This window comes from Rhodanobacter hydrolyticus (assembly GCF_044904645.1).
In genome coordinates this window covers 792,473-813,643 of sequence record NZ_JADIKK010000008.1, presented here as the reverse complement: position 1 = coordinate 813,643, position 21,171 = coordinate 792,473, and the positions used below count along the sequence as shown (strand labels likewise).

Sequence of the window (21,171 nt, the reverse complement as noted above, 5' to 3'; positions counted from 1 at the left end):
CACGCACGCTTCAACGAACAGGCCCGCCATGCGGCGGGCCTGTTCGTCCTGCATGCCGTGTCGGCAGGTCAGTTATCAGTTAGTGGTGATGGTGGTCCTGTCCGCCGCTGTTGCCGTTGCCGCCGCCGTGTGCCGCGGGCGCGGGGCGCGCGTACTGCGTCGGGCGTGCGGCAGGCTGGGCATTGCCGCCTTGCGGCGGACGGTAGGTTTGCTGTGCCGGACGATAGGCCGGCTGCTCGTGGTAGTAGTTCTGCGGCTGGTAATGCGTGGGGCGATAACCGCTGTTGCTTGCCGGCTGGTAGCCCGCGGCATTGCTTCGCGGCGCGTAATTGGCTGAGCGCAGCTCTGCACTTGTCCGCGGCGTGTAGTGGACGCCGCCCGGGCCGCCGTTGAAGCTGGCGCGGCCGACGGCTGCGCCGGCCGCCACCGGCCTGTTGTAGACGTTGGTGATGTTGTTGGTGATGTGGTTCACCGAGCGGTTGTAGTAGAAGCCGCCCCCGTGCCAGTAGCCGCCGTCATAGCCGTGGCCGCCGTAGCCGTAGCCGTAGTTGATGCCGCCGTAGTAGCCCACGGTGCGGCCCCAGTAGCCGGCATGGAAGAGGTACACGCCGCCGCTCCAGCCCCAGTAGCCCGGGGTCCACAGCGCGCCGACGTAGGGCGGCAGGATCCAGGCGCCCGGCACCCAGTAGTACCCGGCACCGTTCCAGGCCCAGTAGCCAGGCGTCCAGATGTAGCCCGGCGCGGGGATGGCCGGCTGCACATAGACCGGCAGTGGCGGCGGCGCGATGTTCACCGAGACGAACACGCCGGCGTGCGCGCGGCTGGGAATGGCGGCGGCGACGGCTGCGGCGAGCAGGGCTGCCGCGCCCTTCGCCAGCCATTGGCGGCGCAAGGAAAGGTTGATCGTGGCGGTGTGGGCTTGCATGGCGTCCTCCCGGTTGCTGTGTGGGTATCAATAACGCGGCAGTGGCCGCCGCGGCGACTGCCGGACGGCGCCGCGTTGGGCGGGGTTCAGCGCGCGAATGCCGGCGGCCGTACGCAAAGCCTTGTGTACCAAGGGCTGGCGGCTTTCCGTACGGCAAGTGAACCGGAGTCGGGTCGCGTGTATTCGCTGCGGCTCCGGCCCGGCGCACACCACGGAGCCGGGCGGCACCGCGCAGTCCGCACGCTGCTCGAGCGCAAGCATACTCGGACATCCATCGCATGCATGGCGATGGATGGCGGCCGATTCGCGGGCGCCCGGCCCCGAGACGGCCAACCCGCAGCGACATATCGCCGGGCATCCCAACCGACTCAGGAGAATCACATGAATACCCGTTTTGAACGCACTGGCGCGCTGACCGAGCTGAGCAGCTATCCGTACTGGGCGCAGGACATGGTGGCCGATTGCGAGAAGGCGAAGCAGGGCGTGGTCCAGCACGAATTGTGGGCACGGATGAGCGAGGCTCGCCTCGACAGGGAATCCACGCGCAACTTCATGGTGGGCGTGTGGCCGGTGATCGAGCGTTTTCCGGCCTACATGGCCTACAACCTGCTGAAGACCAACTATGGCCGGAGCCCGGGCGACAATCTGGCCCGGCGCTGGCTGGTGCGCAATATCCGCGTGGAGCAGAACCACGCCGAGTACTGGTTGAACTGGGCCGAGAGCGCCGGCGTACGGCTGGAGGAGGTGACGATGGGGCGGCCGCCCGCAGGCAGCCAGGTGCTGGCCTCGTGGTGCGAGGAGGTGAGCCGCGGCGGTGAGCTGGCGGCGGGTATCGCGGCCACCAACTACGCGGTGGAGGGGGCTACCGGCGAATGGTCGCAGCGGATCTACGAAAGCGTGACCTACGCCGAAAGTCTGCCCGAACAGGGGCGCACCAAGGGCTTGCGTTGGCTTCAACTTCACGCCGCTTATGACGATACTCATCCATGGGAGGCGCTGGAAATCGTCTGTACCCTGGTGGGCATGACTCCAGGAGTGGACCAGGTCCGGCACCTGGGTGAATGCATTAGCCGCAGTTACACGAGCATGGGCATCACGCTCGACCGTTGCATGGAAAGCTCGGGAAAATTGGGCACGTGGGCAGATGCGGCGGCTTGATGCCGGCATCAAGCGACTGGTAGAAGCCAGCGTTTTCGATGTGTTTCTAGGGGTACGACAAGGCAGCGCATGATTGCAAGCCGACCAAGGTCAGTGTCGCAACACTTGACGCCGCTGGCGCTCGCGCTGGCGTTGGTGGTCGGCTTGATCCTGGGCCTGACTTGGGGTGCCCTGAGGATCCAGGTGACTCTCGCCGGTTTCCTCAACGGCGAGAGTCTTTGGTCCAAGGCACAGAAGCAGGCGGTGATCGACCTGGAGATCTACGCCCAGGACGGCCGCGCCGACGCGCTGGCCGATTACCGGAAGAACATGCGGGTGCTGGGCGCGGATCGCTGGGCGCGAGACGCCATTGCCAGCGGGCACTACGACCATGCTGCCGTTTGGCGCGCCTTCCGCAGCGCCGGCGTCATCCCGGATGCGATCGACGGCATGATCTTCATCATGGGCCACTTTTCCTCGGCGCCCTACATGAAGCCGGCCATCGACGCCTGGTATTCGACCGACGACACCATCGACGGGCTGGATCGAATCGCCGGCGATCTGCAGCGAGCCCATGCCGACGGCAGCATCACGCCGGCCATGGTGGCGACCGCGCGAGCGCGCATTGCGGAGGCCAACCACTTCATCGGGCCACGCGCCGACACGTTCTCTGCGCAGATCGCGGATGGCGCGGCCTGGATCGGCACCGTGCTGTTCCTTGCCGTGCTTGCCGTGGCCATCGCCGCCTCGCTGTTGTGGCTGCGCATGGCGCGTCGCATCCTGCAGGGCATACGCAGCAGCGAAGAGCGCTATCGCCTCCTGTTCGACAGCGCGAACGACGCGATCATGATGATCGACGAAAGCGGCGGGCGGATCCTTGAGGCGAACAATACGGCCAGGGCGTGGATCAGCAGCGCGCGCGTCCCGCTGGCCGGGCGCCGCTTCGACGACCTGTTCGCCAACGGGCTCCAGTCGAAGCCGAAAGGGGGCGCCACCGGCACGCTGCTGGACGACAACACGGGTGGCCTGCGCCAGGTGGAAATCGAGAGCAACCTGGTCGACTGGGATGGCCGTCAGGTGCGGCAAGCCATCATCCGCGACATTTCCGAGCGGATGGCGATAGAACGCGAGCGCCGTGTGGCGGCCGAAGCGTTGGCCGGCATCGCCGAGGGCGTGATCATCACCGACGCCGAGCGCCGGGTGGTTTCGGTCAATGCCGCCCACGCCGAAATCACCGGCTTCGGCCTGCATGAAATGCTCGGGCGTCGTCTCGACGAAATGCGCCGCCTGCCCGACGGCGAGCCCTTGCCGGAATCGATCTGGTCGGCGCTCGCCGGAGGGCGTCACTGGAGCGGCGAGGTGCAAAGCCGCCGTTATGATGGCAGCACCTATCCGGAGCAATTGAGCATCAGCGCGATCCGCGACGCGCAACATCGCGTGCTGCATTATGTGGCAGTCTTCAGCAATGTCCATGAGGCCAAGGCGCAGCGGCAGCGGTTGGAGCACCTGGCCACACACGATCCGCTCACTGGGCTGGCCAACCGGGCTGCGTTCGAGCGGCAATGCAACGCCGCCATTGCCGCCGCGGGACGTCTGCGTACCGCGGTCGCCGTACTGTTCATCGACCTGGATGCGTTCAAGATCGTCAACGACAGCTACAGCCATGCGATGGGCGACCGTGTCCTGTGCAAGATCGCCGAGCGGATCAGGAAGCAGATTTCCGCCACGGACATGGCCGGGCGCATCGGCGGCGACGAATTCACGGTATTGCTGGGGCGGCTGGAGTTGCGCGAGGACGCCGGCATCGTGGCGGAGCGACTGCTTGCCAACCTGGCCGCGCCCATCGTGATGGACGAATACGAGATCGTGCTGAGCGCCAGTATCGGCATCGCCGGGTATCCGCTGGACGGTGCCGATGCCACTACGCTGATCGCCAACGCCGATGCCGCGATGTACACGGCGAAGAGCAGTGAACGCAACGCACTGCGGTTCTATACGCCGCTGATGCAGGCCAATGCGCGCCAGCGCCTGCAACTGGTATCCGAGCTTCGCCGCGCCTTGGCCAACGACGAGTTCAGTCTGCGCTACCAGCCCAGCATGGATTTGCGCAGCGGGCACATCGAGGCGGTGGAGGCGTTGCTGCGCTGGCAGCACCCGGAGCGCGGCGAGCTGTCTCCGGGCGAATTCATCCCGGTGGCCGAAAGCCTCGGCCTGATCCGCAGCATCGACGAATGGGTGCTGCGGGCCGCCTGCGCGCAGATCCGCGAATGGGATCGTGCCGGCATGCCGAAGTTCCGCGTGGCGGTGAACGTGTCCGCGCGTTGGCTGGCCCATCCCGCCTTCATCAGCGGATTGGGCAAGGCGATGCGTGATTTCCAGATTCCCTCGCGGCGTCTCGCGCTGGAGATCACCGAAGGCGCCATGCTGCGACTGGGCGACGAGACGCAGCGCACCATGCACGTACTGCACGAACTGGGCATCGAGGTGGCGATCGACGACTTCGGCACCGGGTATTCGTCGATGGCCTACCTCAAGCTGCCATCGGTGAGCTGGCTGAAGATCGACCGTTCATTCGTCACCAGCCTGCCGCACGATGCCAACGACGTGGCGATCGTCGAAGCCATATTGGCGATGGCGCGCAGCCTGGGTCTGCGCACCATCGCCGAGGGCATCGAGCACGAAGCGCAGCACGAATTCCTGCGCAAGGCCGGCTGCGACGAGGGGCAGGGTTACCTCTATTCCTATCCGCTGCCGGCGGCGGCGCTGGAGCGCCTGTTGAACCCTCGCCAGACGCCGGCGCGCCTGAGTCTGGTGCCACCCAAGCAACAGTCCTGAGGCGGGTTGCAGCTACCTGGAATACAAGGCCGGGAACCATCGTTCCAGGTTGGCGACCTTGGGCGCGTCGTTGATTGCGATGTAGAGATCGTCCGGGTGATGACTGGCGTAATCCTGGTGCCAGCTTTCGGCGGGATAGAAAGCCTGCAATGGCACCAGCTGGGTGACGATGGGGGCGGTGTAGATCCGCGACTTGCCTAGCTGGTCCAGGTAGGCGCCGGCGATGCGCTGCTGTTCCGGGCTGGCGTAGAAGATCACCGAGCGGTACTGCATGCCGCTGTCCGGCCCTTGCCGGTCGAGCTCGGTGGGATCGCTTGCGACCGAGAAAAACACCTGCAGCAACTGGCCGTAGCTGACCTGCGCCGGGTCGAACAAGACCTTCACCGATTCGGCATGGCCGGTGTCGCCTTCACTGACCTGGTCGTAATGCGCGGTGGCGGCGCTGCCGCCGCTGTAGCCGGCCCAGGTCTTGCGCACGCCCCTGACGTGCTCGAACACGGCCTGTACGCCCCAGAAGCAGCCGCCGGCGAACACCGCGACCTGTTCGCCGTGCACGGCGGTGTGAGGAGCATCCTGCAGCGGTGCCGGCAATTTCGTGGCGGCTTCGGCCGTTGGCGGCAGCGCGCAGGCACCGAGGAGGCTCAATGCGAGCGCGGCACACAGCGTGCGGATGGGATGGCGACTGGCATTCATGGCGGCCTCGCGATGGGGATTCAGTCGTTATTCGCTGGCGGAGCCCGGGCGGTTACCCGTGTGTCATGCCCGGTGCTACCGTGGCCTCCTTCATTGGAGCTCCGCGCATGTCCGACGCGATCGACCTGGACGCCTATCTGCAACGCATCGGCTATCGCGGTGCACCGAAGCCTGACCAGACGACCCTGCGTGCTTTGGCGGTGGCGCATGCGGCGGCGCTGCCGTTCGAGAATCTCGACCCGCTGTGTGGCGTGCCGGTGCAATTGGAGCTGGACGCGCTGGAACGCAAGCTGCTGTATCAGGGGCGCGGCGGCTATTGCTTCGAACAGAACCTGTTGTTCGCCGCGGCTCTGCGCATGATCGGCTTTACCGTGCAGGGTCTGATCGCGCGCGTGCTGTGGAACCAGCCGGAAGATGCGGTCACCGCGCAGACCCATATGTTGCTCAGGGTGGAGGCGGATGGCGAGAGCTGGCTGACCGACGTGGGCTTCGGCAGCATGAACCTGGCTGGTGCGTTGCGCCTGGAGCCCGATGTCGCGCAGGTCACGGGGCTGGAGCCGTTCCGGCTGCTCGAGCGGAACGGCGAGTGGCGCATGCAGGCCTGCGTGCGCGGAGACTGGCTAACCCTGTACCGCTTCGATCTCGAACCGCGTGCATCCGTCGATTACGTGGTGGCGAACCATTACGTCTCCACCTATCCCTCGTCGAACTTCGTGCAACACCTGATCGCGGCGCGCACGACCCAGGATCGCCGGCTGACCCTGCGTGACCGCGAGTTCACCGTGCGCAGGCCGGGCATGGAGCCCGAGCGGCACACGCTCCCTGGCAGCGAGGACATATGCCGGGTGCTGGAACAGGAGTTCCTGCTGCGATTGCCGGACCGTACCCGGTTGTTGCAGAAACTGGATGCGTTGCCGCAGTGAGCCCGCGTTGCCAGGCGCGACCGGATTTTCAGGTCACTGCGAACGGGTACTCGAAGATCATTCTGCGATATCCGCATACTGGCCAGCTCCTGCCCGATGTGTCTTGGCTCGCTGCACTACGGCAGCCAGCGCCAGGTGATCTACATCACCATCCGCGAGGACTACGGTGCCGTTCTATTGCGACGACCGCACGTACCTCGAGCTGGATATCCTCTACGCCGAATACGCCAATCCGATCGGCAAGCAGCGCCTGCCCGAGATGCAGCAGAAGGATGGAACTGCGAGCGCGATGCACCGGCCCTGGCGGGAACTCAAGGCGTAACGGGCTGGCGAGGATCGGCCAGTACGAGGATTTCCTCGTTGCCGACACGCACCACCTGTCCCGCGTGGATCTTGCAGGTCTTGCGCAGCTCCTGCGCGCCGTCCACCGTCACCGCGCCGCTGGCGACCAGGTGCTTGCCGGCGCCGCCGCTGTCGCAGATGCCCACCAGCTTGAGCAGGTTGTCGAGCTTGACGTAGTCGCGGTCGAGTTCGAAGCGAAGAGGTGGCTTGCTCATGCGTTGTGGTGGCCAGGCAGGGAGAAAAAGGCGAAGAACGGGCGCTCCGCGTCCTGCGCGAAGGTGGCGGCGTCGTCGAGCATGCCCAGCAGCACGTCGAAATCCACGACGGCATCGCGTTGCAGATCGCCGGCATGGTCGAACAGCAGCACATGCCCCCACCCAGGCAGCCAAGCGGGATCGCGCAGGCAATCGGCCAGCGCATCCCAGTTCTGGCCGAAGTCGGCGGGCAACGACAGCGAAGCGGCGAGCCGCTGCAGCAGTCCGGCCTTGTCGGCGCAGCCGGTGAGATCGGTGCGGCACACGGCAAGCTCGTCGCGCCTGCCTGCGTCGGCAAGCCGGGCAAGATCGCCATCGCCCACGAAATAGACGCCGTTCTGGCTGGGACGGGTGAGATCGGGATCGAGCGGATGCGCGCTGTTCATCGGGACACCATGAACTGGCGGAAGCTGCGGTAATGGTCGTCCGTGTAGTAGTACACCGCAGGTGGTGTACCACCGGTGATGATGCGCCGCGTGCCCCGCGTACGTGCGCCGGGTGTCTCCACCGTGTACTCGTGGTAGTAGCCGCGCGGCTGCTCGGGCAGCAGGTGCTCGTAGTTGCCGAACACCACGCCGTCCTGGCTGTGCGGGAACGGCCCGTCATGCATGATCGACGCCAGCGTGTCGCGCGCCTCGGGCGGCAGAAAGGCCGGCGACGCAGCAGAGGTCCCGGCACTTGCCACGGAAGCCGGCGCGGCGACCGGGGCGGACGATGGAGGCGTGGTTGCAAAATGGCCCCACAGGGCGGCTACCAGAACGATCGCCAGGGCGAGCAGCGGCTTCCAGGAGCGCATGCGCATCACCGGTAGTTGGTCGAGGGGCAAGTCTAGCAAGTGCGGCTACGGCGCCCGTGTGTTTCGCCGCAGCCGTTCGGCCAGCGACACGCTCAGCACCAGCCAGAACGCAGCAAGGGCATAGCCGGCCAGCACATCGCTGAGGTAATGCGCCTGCAGCATCACGCGGCTGATGCCGACGATGGTGATCAGCGCCACGGCGGTGGCAACGGTGGCGCGATGGCGTGGGGGGCGGAATTGGCGTAACAGCAGGTAGGCCAGCATGCCGAAGAACACCATGCTCATCATGGCGTGGCCGCTGGGGAAGCTGTAGCCGTTTCCTACGACGAAGCCGTGGCCGTCGAACGGGCGCACGCGCTTCACGAAGCGTTTCGCCAATTCACCACACGCCGCGGTGCCGCCCAGCGCAACGCACCACGGCACGAACAGCCGCCAACTGCGCTTCCGCGCCAGCAGCAGGGCCACTGCTGCACCAGCGGCCATCAGCAGCATGGGGTCGCCGATGTTGGTGACGAGGGCGACCATGCCCAGCACCTCCGGCGGGAGCTGTGCGCGCAATGCTTGCGCCAGCTCGGCATCGAAGCCAGTCAGCGCGGTATGCGTCCATACCGCCCAGGACAGCGAGACGAACAACGCGCCGAACAGCATCAGCAGGATCGTGGCGGTGCGTGGTTGCAGCGAGAGGTAGTCGTTCCTGCCGGTGGCAGCCAGTTTGCGGCGGCGCTCCAGGCGCCAGAGCAGGTCGCCCGCGAGCAAGGCGAGGATCAGCACGGTGGCCCACAACGCCAGGGCGTGTTGGCCTATCCAGTGGGGGAGGGATTCCATGAAACTCGTTTCGTCCGCGTTCGATGAAACAGTGAAGCCTGCCGGAAGGCCGGCATGACTTCCAGCGCTGGCTCTGTCCGGGTTTTGCCGCGATAGTGGATCGATTCATGTTGCCGGAGCCTGCAATGCCTCTGCGTCATCTTTCCCCGCGTCTGGCGGTGTGCGTCACGCTGCTTGCCTTCGCCGTCGCGGCGTCGGCACAGACCGCACCGGAGCAGGCGGCGTCCTCGTCATCGCTCGAACCTTCCGGCACGCAGGGTCCACTGCCGGTGCAACTGCAGGATTTCGATGCCTACATGGCCGACACCCTGAAGACCTTCAAGGTGCCCGGCATCGCGGTGGCCATCGTCAAGGACGGCAAGGTGGTGCTGGCCAAGGGCTATGGCGTGCGCGAGGTGGGCAAGCCGGACCGCGTGGATGCCGACACGCTGTTCGCGATCGCCTCCAATACCAAGGCGTTCACTGCCGCGGCGCTGCAGATGCTGGCCGACGAGGGCAAGCTGGACATGGACGGCCGGGTGATCGATTACCTGCCCGGGTTCCGCATGTCCGACCCCTACGTGACGCACGAGATGCGCATCCGCGACCTGCTGGCGCATCGCAGCGGCCTCAGTCTCGGCGCGGGCGACCTGCTGTACTGGCCGCCGACCAGCTACACCACCGCGGACGTGGTTAAGCGCCTCGCCGACGTGCCGATCAAGAACAGCTTCCGCGGCCACTACGCCTACGACAACATCCTGTTCGCGGTCGCCACGCAGGCGATCGAGAAGGTGTCCGGCCAGAGCTATGCCGACTTCATCCGCCAGCACATCTTCCGGCCGGTGGGCATGACCGAAACACTGGTGGACATGACCTACCTGAAACACAGCATGGATGCGGCTACCGGCCATGCGCCCTACAACTTCAAGGAGGTCAAGCCGGTGCCGCCGATGGCCTGGCTCAACGACCCTGGCGCGGGCGGCATCTACGCCAGCGTCAACGACCTCGCCAAATGGATGAACGTGCAGCTCGCCGGCGGCAAGCTGCCCGACGGCAAGCAGCTGTTCTCCGAGAAGAGCCACCGCGAGATGTGGTCGATGCTCACGCCGATCCCGGTCGGCAAGCCGCCGATTCCCGAGCTGGCGCCGCTGACCCCGCAGTTCTCCGGCTACGGCGAGGGATGGTTCCTCAGCGACTACCAGGGCAGCAAGCTGGTGTGGCATACCGGCGGCTGGCCGGGTTTCGTTTCGCGCCTCACCCTGGTGCCCGGGCAGAACCTCGGCGTGGTGGTGCTCACCAACCAGCAGTCCGGCGCCGCGTTCAACGCGGTCACTTATCGCGTGCTCGACGCCTACCTCAACGCCGAACACAAGACCGACTGGGTGGCGGTGTACGACAAGGCGGTGAAGAAGGGCGAAGCCGATGCCGACAGTAGCTGGGCCAAGCACGAGGCCGCGCGCGACAAGGACAGCAAGCCCTCGCTGCCGCTGTCCGGCTACGCCGGTACCTACCGCGATCCGTGGTACGGCGACATCGTGGTCAGCGAGGCGCAGGGCAAGTTGCGCCTGCGCTTCAGCAAGACCAGGCAACTGGTCGGCACGATGGCGCCGTGGCAGCACGATACCTTCATCGTGCGCTGGGACGACCGATCACTCGACGCCGACGCCTTCGTCAATTTCGCGCTGGACGACGATGGCCACGTGCGGGAGATGCGCATGCAGCCGATCTCGCCGCTCACCGACTTCAGTTTCGATTTCCAGGATCTGCGGCCGGTGCCGGTGAAGGCTGCCGAAAAGCAGGATTGAACCATCGCCTCTTCCCGCTGGATGCGGGAGGATTCGCGGGCGTCGTCGTCCCGGCACACAGGCAGGAGGTGCGAAGAGCCGGCCGAAGTGCGTTGCGTGACGGGGCCGAACCTCCTCGCTTTTCCGGCGCTCCAGCTTGCGTAGGAAGAAAGAAATCGCTTCACCCACGTTGCCAGACCAAAGGGGATCACCATGCGTCATCGTCATCTCACTGCCGCGCTGCTCGGCTGCGGCCTGCTGCTTTCCGTCGCCGCGCAAGCGCGCGACGCGGCGCCGACCGTGCCGGCGCACAGCTTCTTTCATGTGCAACTGGGCAGCGCCGAAACGCAGCCGGTGTCGGGCCGGTTGCTGCTGTTTGCCATCGCCGCGAAGGATGCCGAGGCGGCGGCGAAGGAGCATGGCGGCGACGGCAAGGTGGAGGAGGTGGACACCAGTCCGTTCTTCCCCACCCAGACGGCGGTGGCGGCACGCGAGATGAGCCGGCTGGCACCGGGCCACGCGGTGGATGTCGATGCCGATGAAATCGCCTTCCCGCAAGCCTGGTCACGGCTGCCGGCGGGCGATTACTACGTGCAGGCCGTGCTCGACGTGCACCACGACTACAACTACCACGGCCGCGACGGCGGCGATCTGGCGAGCAAGGTGGTGAAGCTGCATCTGCCGGCGGCCACCATGCCCGACCTGACGCTGACGGATACATTGCCGGAGCGCAAGGCGTGGGACATCCCGAAGCGCTACATGAGCGAGACTTCGCTCAAGCATTTCGACGAGGCGCGCCAGCACACGCAGGCCATCGACTTCGTCAGCCCCGCGCTGAGCGCGTTCTGGGGCCGGCCCATCCACATGCGCGGCTGGGTGATGCTGCCGCCGGGTTACGACCCCAAGGCCAAGGCGACCTATCCCACGGTGTACTACACGCATGGCTACGGCGGCGACGCGGACACGCTGGCCGGCAGCGCCGCGATGGTCTACGGCGCCACGGCGGAAAAGCAGATGCCGCCGATGATCTGGGTATTCCTCGACCAGTCCAGTCCCACCGGCACCACCGAGTTCGCCGACTCGGTGAACAACGGCCCATGGGGCGTGGCGCTCACCACCGAGCTGATCCCGCAGCTGGAGAAGACCTACCGCATGGACGCGAAGTCCAGCGGACGTTTCCTGCAGGGCCATTCCTCCGGCGGCTGGGCCACGCTGTGGTTGCAGACGCGCTATCCGAAGATCTTCGGCGGCACCTGGTCCACCTCGCCCGATCCCAGCGACTTCCACGACTTCACCGGCGTGGATCTCTACGCACAGCATGCCAACGTCTACCGCAAGGCCGACGGCACGCCCTATCCGCTGGTGCGCGACCACGGCAAGGTGCTGGCCACCTACCAACAGTTCGCCCAGCTTGAGCGCGTGATGGGCCCGTACGGCGGCCAGATGGCCTCGTTCGAGTGGGTGTTCTCGCCCAAGGGCAAGGACGGCCGGCCCGAGCCGATGTTCGACCGCGACACCGGCGACGTCGATCCGGCCGTGGTGGATTACTGGCACGACCATTACGACATTGCCTATCGCCTCTCCCGCCATTGGCAAGAACTTGCGCCCGACCTCGACGGCAAGATTCACCTCTATGTCGGTACGGCCGATACGTTCTACCTGGACGGTGCCGCACACAAGCTCAAGGCGGTACTGGATGGCCTGCATGCGAAGTCCGACATCCGTTTCATCCCGGATCGCACCCATTTCGACCTCTACCGCATCGGCGACGATCGCCAGGGCCTGCTGAAGGACATCAGCTGGCAGATGTACGAGGTGGCGCGGCCGCATTCCGCGTTGAAGCCCGAGGCGCAACACGGATGATGAATGCGTCGCGCGCTTCGCGTTGTATCGACATGGTTTTGCGGCATAGTGGCGCCACCGACGCGGAGTTTCCCGCGTCCGGGCGCCACGATGCATGCAAGCGACTTCGCCATGCGGAGCGTTGCGTGCAAGGGGCGAGCGGCACGGCACACTGAGGCGAGGGCAGGGCCGGCCGCCACCGAGCAACCATCGCGCAAGAGGGAGTTTGAAGATGAAAGCATCCACCGTGTTCGCCATGGCGTTCGGCTGCGTGCTGGCCGTGCCGGCTGTGTTCGCACAGTCTGCAACGCCGGCTGCGCCCGCAACCCCCGCAACTCCCGCAGCTGCCGCGCCTGCCGGTTCCACCGGCCAGTGCAAGGACGGCAGCTATACCAGCACCGCCACCAAGAGCGGTGCCTGCAAGGGCCACAAGGGCGTGAAGACGTGGTACGCCGCCAGCGCTGCTTCGTCGTCGAAGATGGCCGCTGCCGCGCCTGCCGCTGCGGCGGCGCCTGCGACCCCGGCGAAGAAGGCGTCTGCTGCTGCTCCGGCCGCGGCGGCGGCTCCGGGCGGTGGCCCGGGTATGGTATGGGTCAACGACAGCAGCAAGGTCTACCACTGCCAGGGCGACAAGTGGTATGGCAAGACCAAGCATGGCGAGTACATGAGCGAGGCCGACGCCAAGGCCAAGGGTAACCATGCCGAGCACGGCAAGGCCTGCACGCCGTAATCCTGGCGCTGCATCACCGGACAAAACGAAGGCCGGCGCAAGCCGGCCTTCGTTTTGTCCGCGTGGCGAGTTCGCGGGCTTTTTCGGCTCGTCATCCCGGCGAAGTCCGGGATCCGGTTTCACTTGCTGTGCGAAGCACTCAAAAAGATCTTGTGTCCTTCGGACGCGGTATTTGAACTGGACCCCGGCCTTCGCCGGGATGACAAGCAAGTGAAGCGCTACCCCGACGACGGCGCCGCCGGACTGTCTTCCCCCAGCGGCCCCAGATTGCGCACCACCATGCTCGTCGGCGTGGACAGCGGGAGGTTCTCGGTGCGCAGGCGGGCAAGGATCTCGAACAGCATGTCGCTCTTCACCGCCGCCACATCGCGTGGGCTGCGCACGTAGGAGGTGATGCTGAAGGTCATCGAGCTGGCGTTGATGTTGTCCAGCCGCACCACCGGAGGCGGATTCTCCAGCGTGGAGGTATGCGCCTTCAGAACCTCCATCATCAGTTGGCGGGCGCGATCGGCGTCGGTGTCCAGCGGCATCGGCAGCATGATGCGCACGCGGCCCTGCGCGCTGCTGTGGGTCACGTTGCGCACGTTCTGGGTGATCAGTTGCGAGTTCGGCACGATCACGGTAGAGCGATCCCCCAGCTGGATCTCGGTGGCGCGCACGTTGATGCGGCGGATGTCGCCCTCCACGTCGCTGGACAGGCTGACCCAGTCGCCCACCTTCACCGGCCGCTCCACCAGCAGGATCAGGCCGGAGATGAAGTTGGACACGATCTGCTGCAGGCCGAAGCCGATGCCTACCGACAACGCGCTGGCGATCCAGGCGATGCTCTGCAGGCTCACGTTCGCCGCGGCCAGCGCCAGCGCGAACACGAACACACCGCCCAGGTAACCGAGCAGGGTGACCACCGAATTGCGCATGCCCGCGTCCATCGACGTGGTGGGCAGCAACTGGTCCCGCAGCCAGTTCTTCAGTGCGCGCAATGCCACCAGGCCAAGTACGAACACGGAGATGGCGCCCATGATGGTGCCGGGGCTGATGGGCAATTGGCCCAGTTTGAGCCCGCTGAACAACTGCGACGTGCGTTGCGCCAACTCCGCCGGGCCGGCGTCGAATCGCGCCAGAACCATCGCCAGCGCAACCAGCGTCAGCAGCACGCGGGTGACCCCGGTGAGTACGGTAGAGGCTTGTTGCAGCGTTTCGGAGGAGATGTCGAAACTGGCCTGCAGATGCTGGCTGCTGCGGCTCTGCGGCGACAGTAGGGTCTCAAACAGGTCGCGCACCAGCAGCAGCAGCAGATAGAGGCTGGCCACCACTAGGCCAGTCCACAGCATCTGTATCGCCACGAAGAAGCCGAGTGCGATGAAGCCCGTGCATACCGACAACCAGCACACCACGACGCCGAGGGCGGCGGCAAAGCCCAATGCACCGACCCACAGTGGCCGGCGCACCCTGCCGGCCTTCGCTTCGTCGGCTTCGTGCCGCGCATGGCGCAGGCGCAGCAGCGCTGAGCCGACCAGTCCGCTGATCAGCAGCGCCAGCAGCGCGTGCAGCAGCACCGTGGCCGGGAGGCTGGAGCCGATGCTGCGCACGATGTGCTCGGTGAGGCCGGTCAGCAGTGCCACGCCGCCCAGCAGCCACGGATGGCTGCGCAGCCGTTGCGCCGTGATGTCCGACAGTGGCGGCAGACGCCACGACGCACGTTTCGCGGAGAGCAGCGCACTGCCCAGCCCGGCCATCAGCGAGGAGATGATCACGACGCGCATCGTCGACGTCGCCAGCTGGTCGAGGTCGGTGTCAAGCGTGTCGTTCCAGTTGATGCCCAGGTGCACCAGCTTCGCGGCCAGCCCGATCACCAGCGTGGTGGACAGCGCCATCACCGCCGCCATTGCGCTGCGGCGCAGATGACCATCCGGCAACCAGCGCGTTGCGATGAATTGCCACAAGTGTTGCAGTCCCCGCCGGCCACCAGCGAGGAGCAGCACGGCGGCGGCCACGCACAGCAGCAGCGGCGTGCGGTTCGGCGGCTGCCAGGCGTCGTTCAAGCCCTGGGCCCAGCTTGCGGCGAAGCGCTGGAGACGCGGCATGTCGTTCGGCAGCGAACGCACCTGGTCGACCCAGAACGCGTGGCCCAGCGGCGTGTCGGTGCGTTCAGCCAAGCGCGCCTGGAACTGGTCGCTGAGCAGGCCGCTGATCTGCTCCATCAGCTGCAGGGCATCGAGGCCCAACGACTTCGCCTGCACGATCTGTGCATTGAGGTTGGTCTGCGCCTTGTCCAGTTGTCGGCGCTGGGCGGCTACCTCGGGTGCCTCCGACGAAGCGCCCTTGGCCGGGGCTGGGCCGAGCACGGTGAGTTGCGCCTGCAATGTGGCCATCTGCGGCGCGAGGCCATCGACGACTTGCTGCGCACCGCTCTGCACCTGCATGGCGCGTGCGCGGAGGTCATTCAGCGTGGCGTTGTCGAGCTTGTCCTGCGGCGTATTCGACAACGCAGCCTTCACCGCGTTGAGCTGGTTGCTCAACTGCTGCAGAGTCTGCGCCGGCGTGGCGGCGGCGCCGGCATTCGCATCGGCACGTGCCCACGTGGGCGTGGCGACGAAGGCCAAGGCCAGCAGGAGGACCGGGAGTACGGGCAGGCGACGGATCATGGTAAGCATTCCGGCATGATCCCGGCCGCGTCGCAGAGGGTCAACCGAGGCGCGTATCAAAGCAGAGCTGGCGTTCAGCCCATGTGCGTCCTGCCTCTTGTGCGCAAGCGGGTGTGCACCCACGCTAGGTGTCTCCCTGCATCTCGTGCGGCCGCCATGATCTTCCGCTGGTTCGAATCCCTGATCGACGCTTTCAAGGAGCCGGTCGACGGCATGCCGCCGCAGCCGGTGTGGCGTTTCTACGCGTTCTATCTGCGCCAGGTGTGGCCGGTGTTCGTGGCGGCCATCGTGGTCGGCTTCTGCGTGGCCGTGGTCGAGGTGTCGTTGTTCGGCTTCATCGGACGCATCGTGGACCTGGCCAAAGGTGTGCCCGCGGCGGATTTCTTCCACCGGCACGGGCGCGAGTTGCTGGGCATGGCGCTGGTGGCGCTGGTCGCGCGGCCGGTATTCAACAGCCTGCACGACCTGCTGGTGAACCAGGCCATCGTGCCCAGCCTCACCAACCGCATCCGCTGGCAGAACCATCGCTACGTGATCCGCCAGAGCCTGGGCTTCTTCCAGAACGACTACGCCGGGCGCATCGCCAACCGCATTATGCAGACCGGCAGCGCGCTGCGCGAATCGGCGGTGCAGATCGTCGATGCGATCTGGTACGTGGTGATCTACACCGGCAGCGCCGTCGCGCTGTTTGCCCATGCCGACGTGTGGCTGGCCGTGCCGCTGGTGGTCTGGGTGTTCGCCTACATCGGCCTGCTGTGGATCTTCATACCGCGCATCAAGCAGCGCTCGTGGAAGGCGTCGGAGGCGCGTTCGAAAATGATGGGGCGCATCGTGGACGGCTACAGCAACGTGCTCACGCTCAAGCTGTTCGCGCACACGCGTCGCGAGGAGGCCTACGTGGCCGAGGCGATGGGCGAGCAGACCGACAAGCTGCGCCGGATGACCCGCGTGACCACGGCGATGGATGCCAGCATCACCACGCTCAACGGTTTCCTCATCGCCGGCACGACGGGGCTGGCGTTGTGGCTGTGGAACGAAGGCCATGTCACGGTGGGCGCGATCGCGCTTTCGACCGGCCTGGTGATCCGCATCAACAACATGTCCGGCTGGATCATGTGGGTGGTCAACGGCATCTTCGAAAACGTGGGCACGGTGCAGGACGGCATCACCACCATCGCCCAGCCGCGCGCGGTGCAGGACCGCGAAGGTGCGATGCCGCTGGAAGTGACCAATGGCGCCGTGCACTTCCACGACATCCATTTCCACTATGGCAAGAAGGGCGGCGTGATCGCGGGGCTGGAGCTGGCCGTGCGTGCGGGCGAGAAGATCGGCCTGGTCGGGCCGAGCGGCGCGGGCAAGTCCACGATGGTGAACGTGCTGCTGCGCCTCTACGACCTGGAGGACGGCCGCATCACCATCGACGGCCAGGACGTAGCGCAGGTGACCCAGGAAAGCCTGCGCTCGCAGATCGGCGTGGTGACCCAGGACACCTCGCTGCTGCATCGTTCGATCCGCGACAACATCTTGTACGGTCGGCCCGACGCCAGCGAGGCGCAGATCGCCGAGGCCGTGCGCAAGGCGCGCGCCGACGAGTTCATCCCCACCCTGGTCGACGGCGAGGGCCGCACCGGCTACGAGGCGCTGGTGGGCGAGCGCGGCGTGAAGCTTTCCGGCGGCCAGCGCCAGCGCATCGCGATCGCCCGTGTGCTGCTGAAGGACGCACCCATCCTGGTGCTGGACGAAGCCACCAGCGCGCTGGATTCCGAGGCCGAGGCGGCGATCCAGGAGAGCCTGGATCTGCTGATGCAGGGCAAGACAGTGATCGCCATCGCGCACCGCCTCTCCACCATCGCTCGCATGGATCGCCTCGTGGTACTGGACAAGGGCCACATCGTGGAAACCGGCACGCATGCCGAACTGGTCGCGCGCGACGGCTTGTATGCGCGACTGTGGAAGCGGCAGACGGGCGGTTTCGTGGCGGCGGAGGATGAAACGGCTTGACGAGTCGCGCGCGCCGGCGTAGCCCGATCAGCGCCGGCGCAGCGCCTCGACCAGCAGCGCAAAGGCACGTGGGTGCTGGCGCCGACTGGGGTAATACAGGTGATAACCCGGAAACGGCGGGCACCAGTCCGACAGGAGGCAGCGCAGCCGGCGCGCCTTGATATCGGCGCGCACCACGTCCTCCGGCAGGCAGGCCAGGCCGAAGCCATCCAGTGCCGCCTCGCGCACCTGGCGCGGGTTGTTGAAAGTGAGCCGGCCTTCCACGCGCACGTTCAATGCATGACCGTCGCGCTCGAACTCCCATGCATACAAGTTGCCCAGGGTGAGGAAGCGCAGATTGATGCAGTCGTGGCTGGTCAGGTCCCGCGGCGTGCGCACGGCGGGGCGTTCGCCCAGATAGGACGGTGCTCCGACCACCGCCATCCGCATCGGCGGTCCGATGGGCACGGCGATCATGCCCTTGGCCACCTGTTCGCCGAGCCGGATGCCGGCGTCAAAGCGCTCGGCGACGATGTCGGTGAGCGCCGAATCGGTGACGACTTCGACGTGGATGTCCGGATAGCGCGGCAGCAACGTGCGCAAGGCCGGCCATAGGATGGTGCTGGCCGAGTGCTCGTTGGCCGTGATGCGCACGGTGCCGGCGGCCCGGTCGCGCAAGTCGCCGAGGGCGGCGATGGAGGCATCGATGTCGGCGTAGTTCGGCGACAGTTGCCGGAACAGCCGTTCGCCGGCCTCGGTCGGCATCACGCTGCGCGTGGTGCGCGTCAGCAGCCGCAATCCGAGCCGCGCCTCCAGCGCGCGCAAGGTGTGGCTGAGTGCCGATTGCGACACGCCCAGTTGTGCCGCCGCACGGGTGAAGTTGCGTTCTCGCGCCACGGCGAGGAAGGCCAGCAGATCGTTGTAGTTTGTGCGCGTCATCCGCCGATTGTTCCGCATTGATGAGAAGAATTCATGAAAGCATTCGCACAGCACGGGCTAATCAAATCAAACGCGTAACGGCAGACTTCGTCGCCTCACCCTTTCCACGCGGAAGTTCCCCCATGCAGATGCGCACGCTTGGCCACAGCGGCCTCACCGTTTCCGCCCTCGGCCTCGGCTGCATGGGCATGAGCTTTGCCTATGGCGCGCCGATGGAACGCGCGTCGGCCATCCGCCTGCTGCGCGACGCGGTGGAGGCGGGTGTGAATTTCTTCGACACCGCCGAAGCCTATGGTCCGTTCGCCAACGAGGAATTGCTCGGCGAGGCCCTGGCGCCACTGCGGGACAAGGTGGTGATCGCCACCAAGTTCGGTTTCAGGAACGGCATCGCGCCCGCTCTGGACAGTCGCCCGGAAAACATCCGCGCCGTGACCGACGCCGCGCTGAAGCGCTTGCGGACAGAGCGGATCGACCTGCTCTATCAGCACCGTGTCGACCCGCAGGTGCCGATGGAGGATGTGGCCGGTACGGTCAAGGAGCTGATCGCGGCCGGCAAGGTCGGGCATTTCGGATTGTCCGAGGCGGGTGTGGCGTCGATCCGCCGTGCGCATGCGGTACAGCCGGTGGCGGCGTTGCAAAGCGAATATTCGCTGTGGTGGCGCGAGCCGGAGCATGCCTTGCTGCCATTGTGCGAGGAACTGGGCATCGGCTTCGTGCCGTTCAGTCCGCTGGGCCGGGGCTTCCTCACTGGAACCATCGACGCCAACGCGCCCATCGCCAAGGAGGATTTCCGGGCCGGCCTGCCGCGCTTTTCTCCCGAGGCGCGCCAGGCCAACCAGGCGCTGGTGGATCTGCTGGGCGCCGTGGCCGCAGGGCTGGCTGCCACGCCTGCCCAGGTGGCGCTGGCCTGGCTGCTGGCGCAGAAGCCGTGGATCGTGCCGATCCCCGGCACCACCAAATCGCAGCGGCTGCAGGAAAACATAGCCGCCGCCGCGATCCAACTGGCACCCGATGCGCTTCAGCGCATCGACGAAGCGCTCGCGCACATCAAGGTGCAGGGGGATCGTTACCCGCCACAATTGGCCGCAGCCGTGGACGGTGGATGATTGAGCCCGCGTTGGAGCGGTGCCAACGAAAAGGCCAGGCGCGCGCCTGGCCTTTTCTTCGATCCTTGGGTTTGTGTCGCCATTCCGGCGCAAGCCGGGATCTGGCGAGTCCTTCCATGCAATTCCCGGAACCCGGGTTCCAGCTTGACCGTCTTCGGTTGTCGAAAGGTTTCTCGCTGGAACGACGGACTGTTTACATCCCGATCGCCGTCTCTGCTTTCACGTACGGCAGGCCATGCGCTTCGGCCACCGGCTCGCAGGTCAGCTTGCCTTCGCACACGTTGAGGCCGTTGCGCAGGTGCGCGTCCTGCGCCAGCGCTTTCTTCCAGCCGTTGTTGGCCAGCGAGAGCGCGAAGGGCAGGGTGACGTTGTTGAGTGCGAAGGTGGAGGTACGCGCCACGGCGCCCGGCATGTTGGCCACGCAGTAGTGCACCACGCCGTCCACCACGTAGGTCGGCTCGGCGTGGGTGGTGGCGTGCGAGGTCTCGACGCAACCGCCCTGGTCGATGGCGACGTCCACGATCACCGAGCCCGGCTTCATGGTCTTCAGCATGTCGCGGGTGACCAGTTTCGGCGCGGCGGCGCCCGGGATCAGCACGGTGCCGATCAAGAGGTCGGCGCGGCGCACCAGTTCCTCGATCGCGGCGCGGGTGGAGAACACGGTGGAGATCGCGGTGCCGAACTGCGCGGCCAGGCGCTTCAGTGCGTCGGCCGAGCGGTCGACCACGGTGACCTTGGCGCCCATGCCCACGGCGATGGTCGCCGCGTGGGTGCCGGAGACGCCGCCGCCCAGGATCACCACTTCCGCCGCCGGCACGCCGGGCACACCGCCCAGCAGCACGCCGCGGCCGCCCTGGGCCTTCTCCAGCGAATGCGCGCCCACCTGCGGAGCAAGGCGGCCGGCCACTTCGGACATCGGCGTCAGCAGCGGCAGCGTGCCGTTCGGCGCGGTCACCGTTTCATAGGCGACGCAGATGGCGCCGGAGTCGATCAGGTCCTTGGTCTGTTCCAGGTCCGGGGCGAGGTGCAGATAGGTGAACAGGATCTGGCCCTTGCGGAGCTTCTTGCGCTCGACAGCCAGCGGCTCCTTCACCTTCACGATCATGTCGGCCTCGGCAAAGATCGAGTCGGGGCCGCTCGCGATGGTGGCGCCGGCGGCGACATAGTCGGCATCGCTGATGCCCGCACCGAGGCCCGCGCCGGTTTCCACCGTCACCTGATGGCCGTTGTGCACCAGTTCCTGCACGGACGAGGGGATGAGGCCCACGCGGTATTCGTGGTTCTTGATTTCTTTCGGCACACCGATGCGCATGGCGATGACTCTCTGATTTGGAGTGAAAGGCGGATCGGCGTATTGCCTGCCGATGGGGCGGCAGTATGACGACTGTGTTGCGCAATTACTCGCCAATTTCGGTGGTGCTTCGGCCATCATGTAG

18 protein-coding genes are annotated in these 21,171 nt (G+C 66.2%); 9 read left to right on the top strand and 9 right to left on the bottom strand.

The features are described from left to right. Nucleotides 1–79: 79 nt before the first annotated feature. Nucleotides 80–925 carry a YXWGXW repeat-containing protein gene (locus ISP25_RS06080; protein WP_192154994.1) on the bottom strand — a complete coding sequence of 282 codons (846 nt, stop codon included), beginning with the start codon at nucleotides 923–925 and terminating at the stop codon, nucleotides 80–82. Between the two features lie 381 nt (nucleotides 926–1,306). Between ISP25_RS06080 and ISP25_RS06075 the strand changes: the two genes are divergently transcribed. Then, on the top strand, nucleotides 1,307–2,083 hold the full coding sequence (locus ISP25_RS06075) for a TenA family transcriptional regulator (protein WP_404612445.1): 777 nt from the start codon (nucleotides 1,307–1,309) through the stop codon (nucleotides 2,081–2,083). A 93-nt stretch (nucleotides 2,084–2,176) separates the two neighbouring features. Then, complete coding sequence (locus ISP25_RS06070) at nucleotides 2,177–4,897, top strand: putative bifunctional diguanylate cyclase/phosphodiesterase (RefSeq protein WP_404612443.1); 2,721 nt, start codon at nucleotides 2,177–2,179, stop codon at nucleotides 4,895–4,897. 12 nt (nucleotides 4,898–4,909) lie between these two features. On the opposite strand, the gene msrA is transcribed toward ISP25_RS06070, so the two are convergent. Continuing rightward, nucleotides 4,910–5,590: a peptide-methionine (S)-S-oxide reductase MsrA gene (gene msrA, locus ISP25_RS06065; RefSeq protein ID WP_404612441.1), complete on the bottom strand. Its 681-nt coding sequence runs from the start codon at nucleotides 5,588–5,590 to the stop codon at nucleotides 4,910–4,912. 107 nt (nucleotides 5,591–5,697) lie between these two features. On the opposite strand from msrA, the gene ISP25_RS06060 reads away from it, so the two are divergent. Both ISP25_RS06060 and ISP25_RS06055 read left to right on the top strand, forming a co-directional pair. Then, nucleotides 5,698–6,513, top strand: coding sequence for an arylamine N-acetyltransferase family protein (locus tag ISP25_RS06060; RefSeq protein WP_404612440.1), 816 nt, complete (start codon nucleotides 5,698–5,700; stop codon nucleotides 6,511–6,513). Nucleotides 6,514–6,679: 166 nt separating this feature from the next. Further along, nucleotides 6,680–6,835: a hypothetical protein gene (locus ISP25_RS06055; RefSeq protein WP_404612438.1), complete on the top strand. Its 156-nt coding sequence runs from the start codon at nucleotides 6,680–6,682 to the stop codon at nucleotides 6,833–6,835. On the opposite strand, the gene ISP25_RS06050 is transcribed toward ISP25_RS06055, so the two are convergent. From ISP25_RS06050 to ISP25_RS06035, 4 genes are read right to left on the bottom strand one after another with little or no spacing between them, the layout of a single operon-like run. After that, nucleotides 6,825–7,070 carry an RNA-binding S4 domain-containing protein gene (locus ISP25_RS06050; RefSeq protein ID WP_192155003.1) on the bottom strand — a complete coding sequence of 82 codons (246 nt, stop codon included), beginning with the start codon at nucleotides 7,068–7,070 and terminating at the stop codon, nucleotides 6,825–6,827. The genes ISP25_RS06055 and ISP25_RS06050 overlap by 11 nt on opposite strands. Then, nucleotides 7,067–7,495: a barstar family protein gene (locus ISP25_RS06045; protein ID WP_404612436.1), complete on the bottom strand. Its 429-nt coding sequence runs from the start codon at nucleotides 7,493–7,495 to the stop codon at nucleotides 7,067–7,069. Before ISP25_RS06045 ends, ISP25_RS06050 begins: the two co-directional genes overlap by 4 nt. Further along, the gene (locus ISP25_RS06040) at nucleotides 7,492–7,905 is read right to left on the bottom strand and encodes a ribonuclease domain-containing protein (RefSeq protein ID WP_404612435.1); all 414 of its coding nucleotides are present in this window, start codon (nucleotides 7,903–7,905) and stop codon (nucleotides 7,492–7,494) included. Before ISP25_RS06040 ends, ISP25_RS06045 begins: the two co-directional genes overlap by 4 nt. A 45-nt stretch (nucleotides 7,906–7,950) precedes the next feature. Continuing rightward, entirely contained in the window at nucleotides 7,951–8,730 is a 780-nt protein-coding gene (locus tag ISP25_RS06035; RefSeq protein ID WP_404612433.1) for a phosphatase PAP2 family protein, read from the bottom strand. A gap of 125 nt (nucleotides 8,731–8,855) precedes the next feature. Here ISP25_RS06035 and ISP25_RS06030 point away from each other — a divergent pair, with 125 nt between their 5' ends. From ISP25_RS06030 to ISP25_RS06020, 3 genes are all read left to right on the top strand, one after another. Next, complete coding sequence (locus ISP25_RS06030; RefSeq protein WP_404612431.1) at nucleotides 8,856–10,514, top strand: serine hydrolase; 1,659 nt, start codon at nucleotides 8,856–8,858, stop codon at nucleotides 10,512–10,514. Between the two features lie 192 nt (nucleotides 10,515–10,706). Beyond that, on the top strand, nucleotides 10,707–12,356 hold the full coding sequence (locus ISP25_RS06025; RefSeq protein WP_404612429.1) for an alpha/beta hydrolase: 1,650 nt from the start codon (nucleotides 10,707–10,709) through the stop codon (nucleotides 12,354–12,356). A gap of 211 nt (nucleotides 12,357–12,567) precedes the next feature. Continuing rightward, entirely contained in the window at nucleotides 12,568–13,065 is a 498-nt protein-coding gene (locus tag ISP25_RS06020; protein ID WP_192155015.1) for a DUF3761 domain-containing protein, read from the top strand. Nucleotides 13,066–13,283: 218 nt separating this feature from the next. On the opposite strand, the gene ISP25_RS06015 is transcribed toward ISP25_RS06020, so the two are convergent. Continuing rightward, a complete protein-coding gene (locus tag ISP25_RS06015; protein WP_404612426.1) occupies nucleotides 13,284–15,710 on the bottom strand; it encodes a DUF3772 domain-containing protein in 2,427 nt (808 codons plus the stop codon). 159 nt (nucleotides 15,711–15,869) lie between these two features. Between ISP25_RS06015 and ISP25_RS06010 the strand changes: the two genes are divergently transcribed. Further along, nucleotides 15,870–17,711 (top strand): ATP-binding cassette domain-containing protein, encoded by a 1,842-nt coding sequence (locus tag ISP25_RS06010; protein ID WP_192155448.1) that lies wholly within the window; start codon nucleotides 15,870–15,872, stop codon nucleotides 17,709–17,711. A gap of 27 nt (nucleotides 17,712–17,738) precedes the next feature. On the opposite strand, the gene ISP25_RS06005 is transcribed toward ISP25_RS06010, so the two are convergent. Beyond that, on the bottom strand, nucleotides 17,739–18,629 hold the full coding sequence (locus ISP25_RS06005; RefSeq protein WP_404612424.1) for a LysR family transcriptional regulator: 891 nt from the start codon (nucleotides 18,627–18,629) through the stop codon (nucleotides 17,739–17,741). A 122-nt stretch (nucleotides 18,630–18,751) separates the two neighbouring features. On the opposite strand from ISP25_RS06005, the gene ISP25_RS06000 reads away from it, so the two are divergent. Next, a complete protein-coding gene (locus ISP25_RS06000; RefSeq protein ID WP_404612422.1) occupies nucleotides 18,752–19,735 on the top strand; it encodes an aldo/keto reductase in 984 nt (327 codons plus the stop codon). A 193-nt stretch (nucleotides 19,736–19,928) separates the two neighbouring features. On the opposite strand, the gene ald is transcribed toward ISP25_RS06000, so the two are convergent. Beyond that, nucleotides 19,929–21,047: an alanine dehydrogenase gene (gene ald / locus ISP25_RS05995; RefSeq protein ID WP_192155019.1), complete on the bottom strand. Its 1,119-nt coding sequence runs from the start codon at nucleotides 21,045–21,047 to the stop codon at nucleotides 19,929–19,931. Nucleotides 21,048–21,171 lie beyond the last annotated feature (124 nt).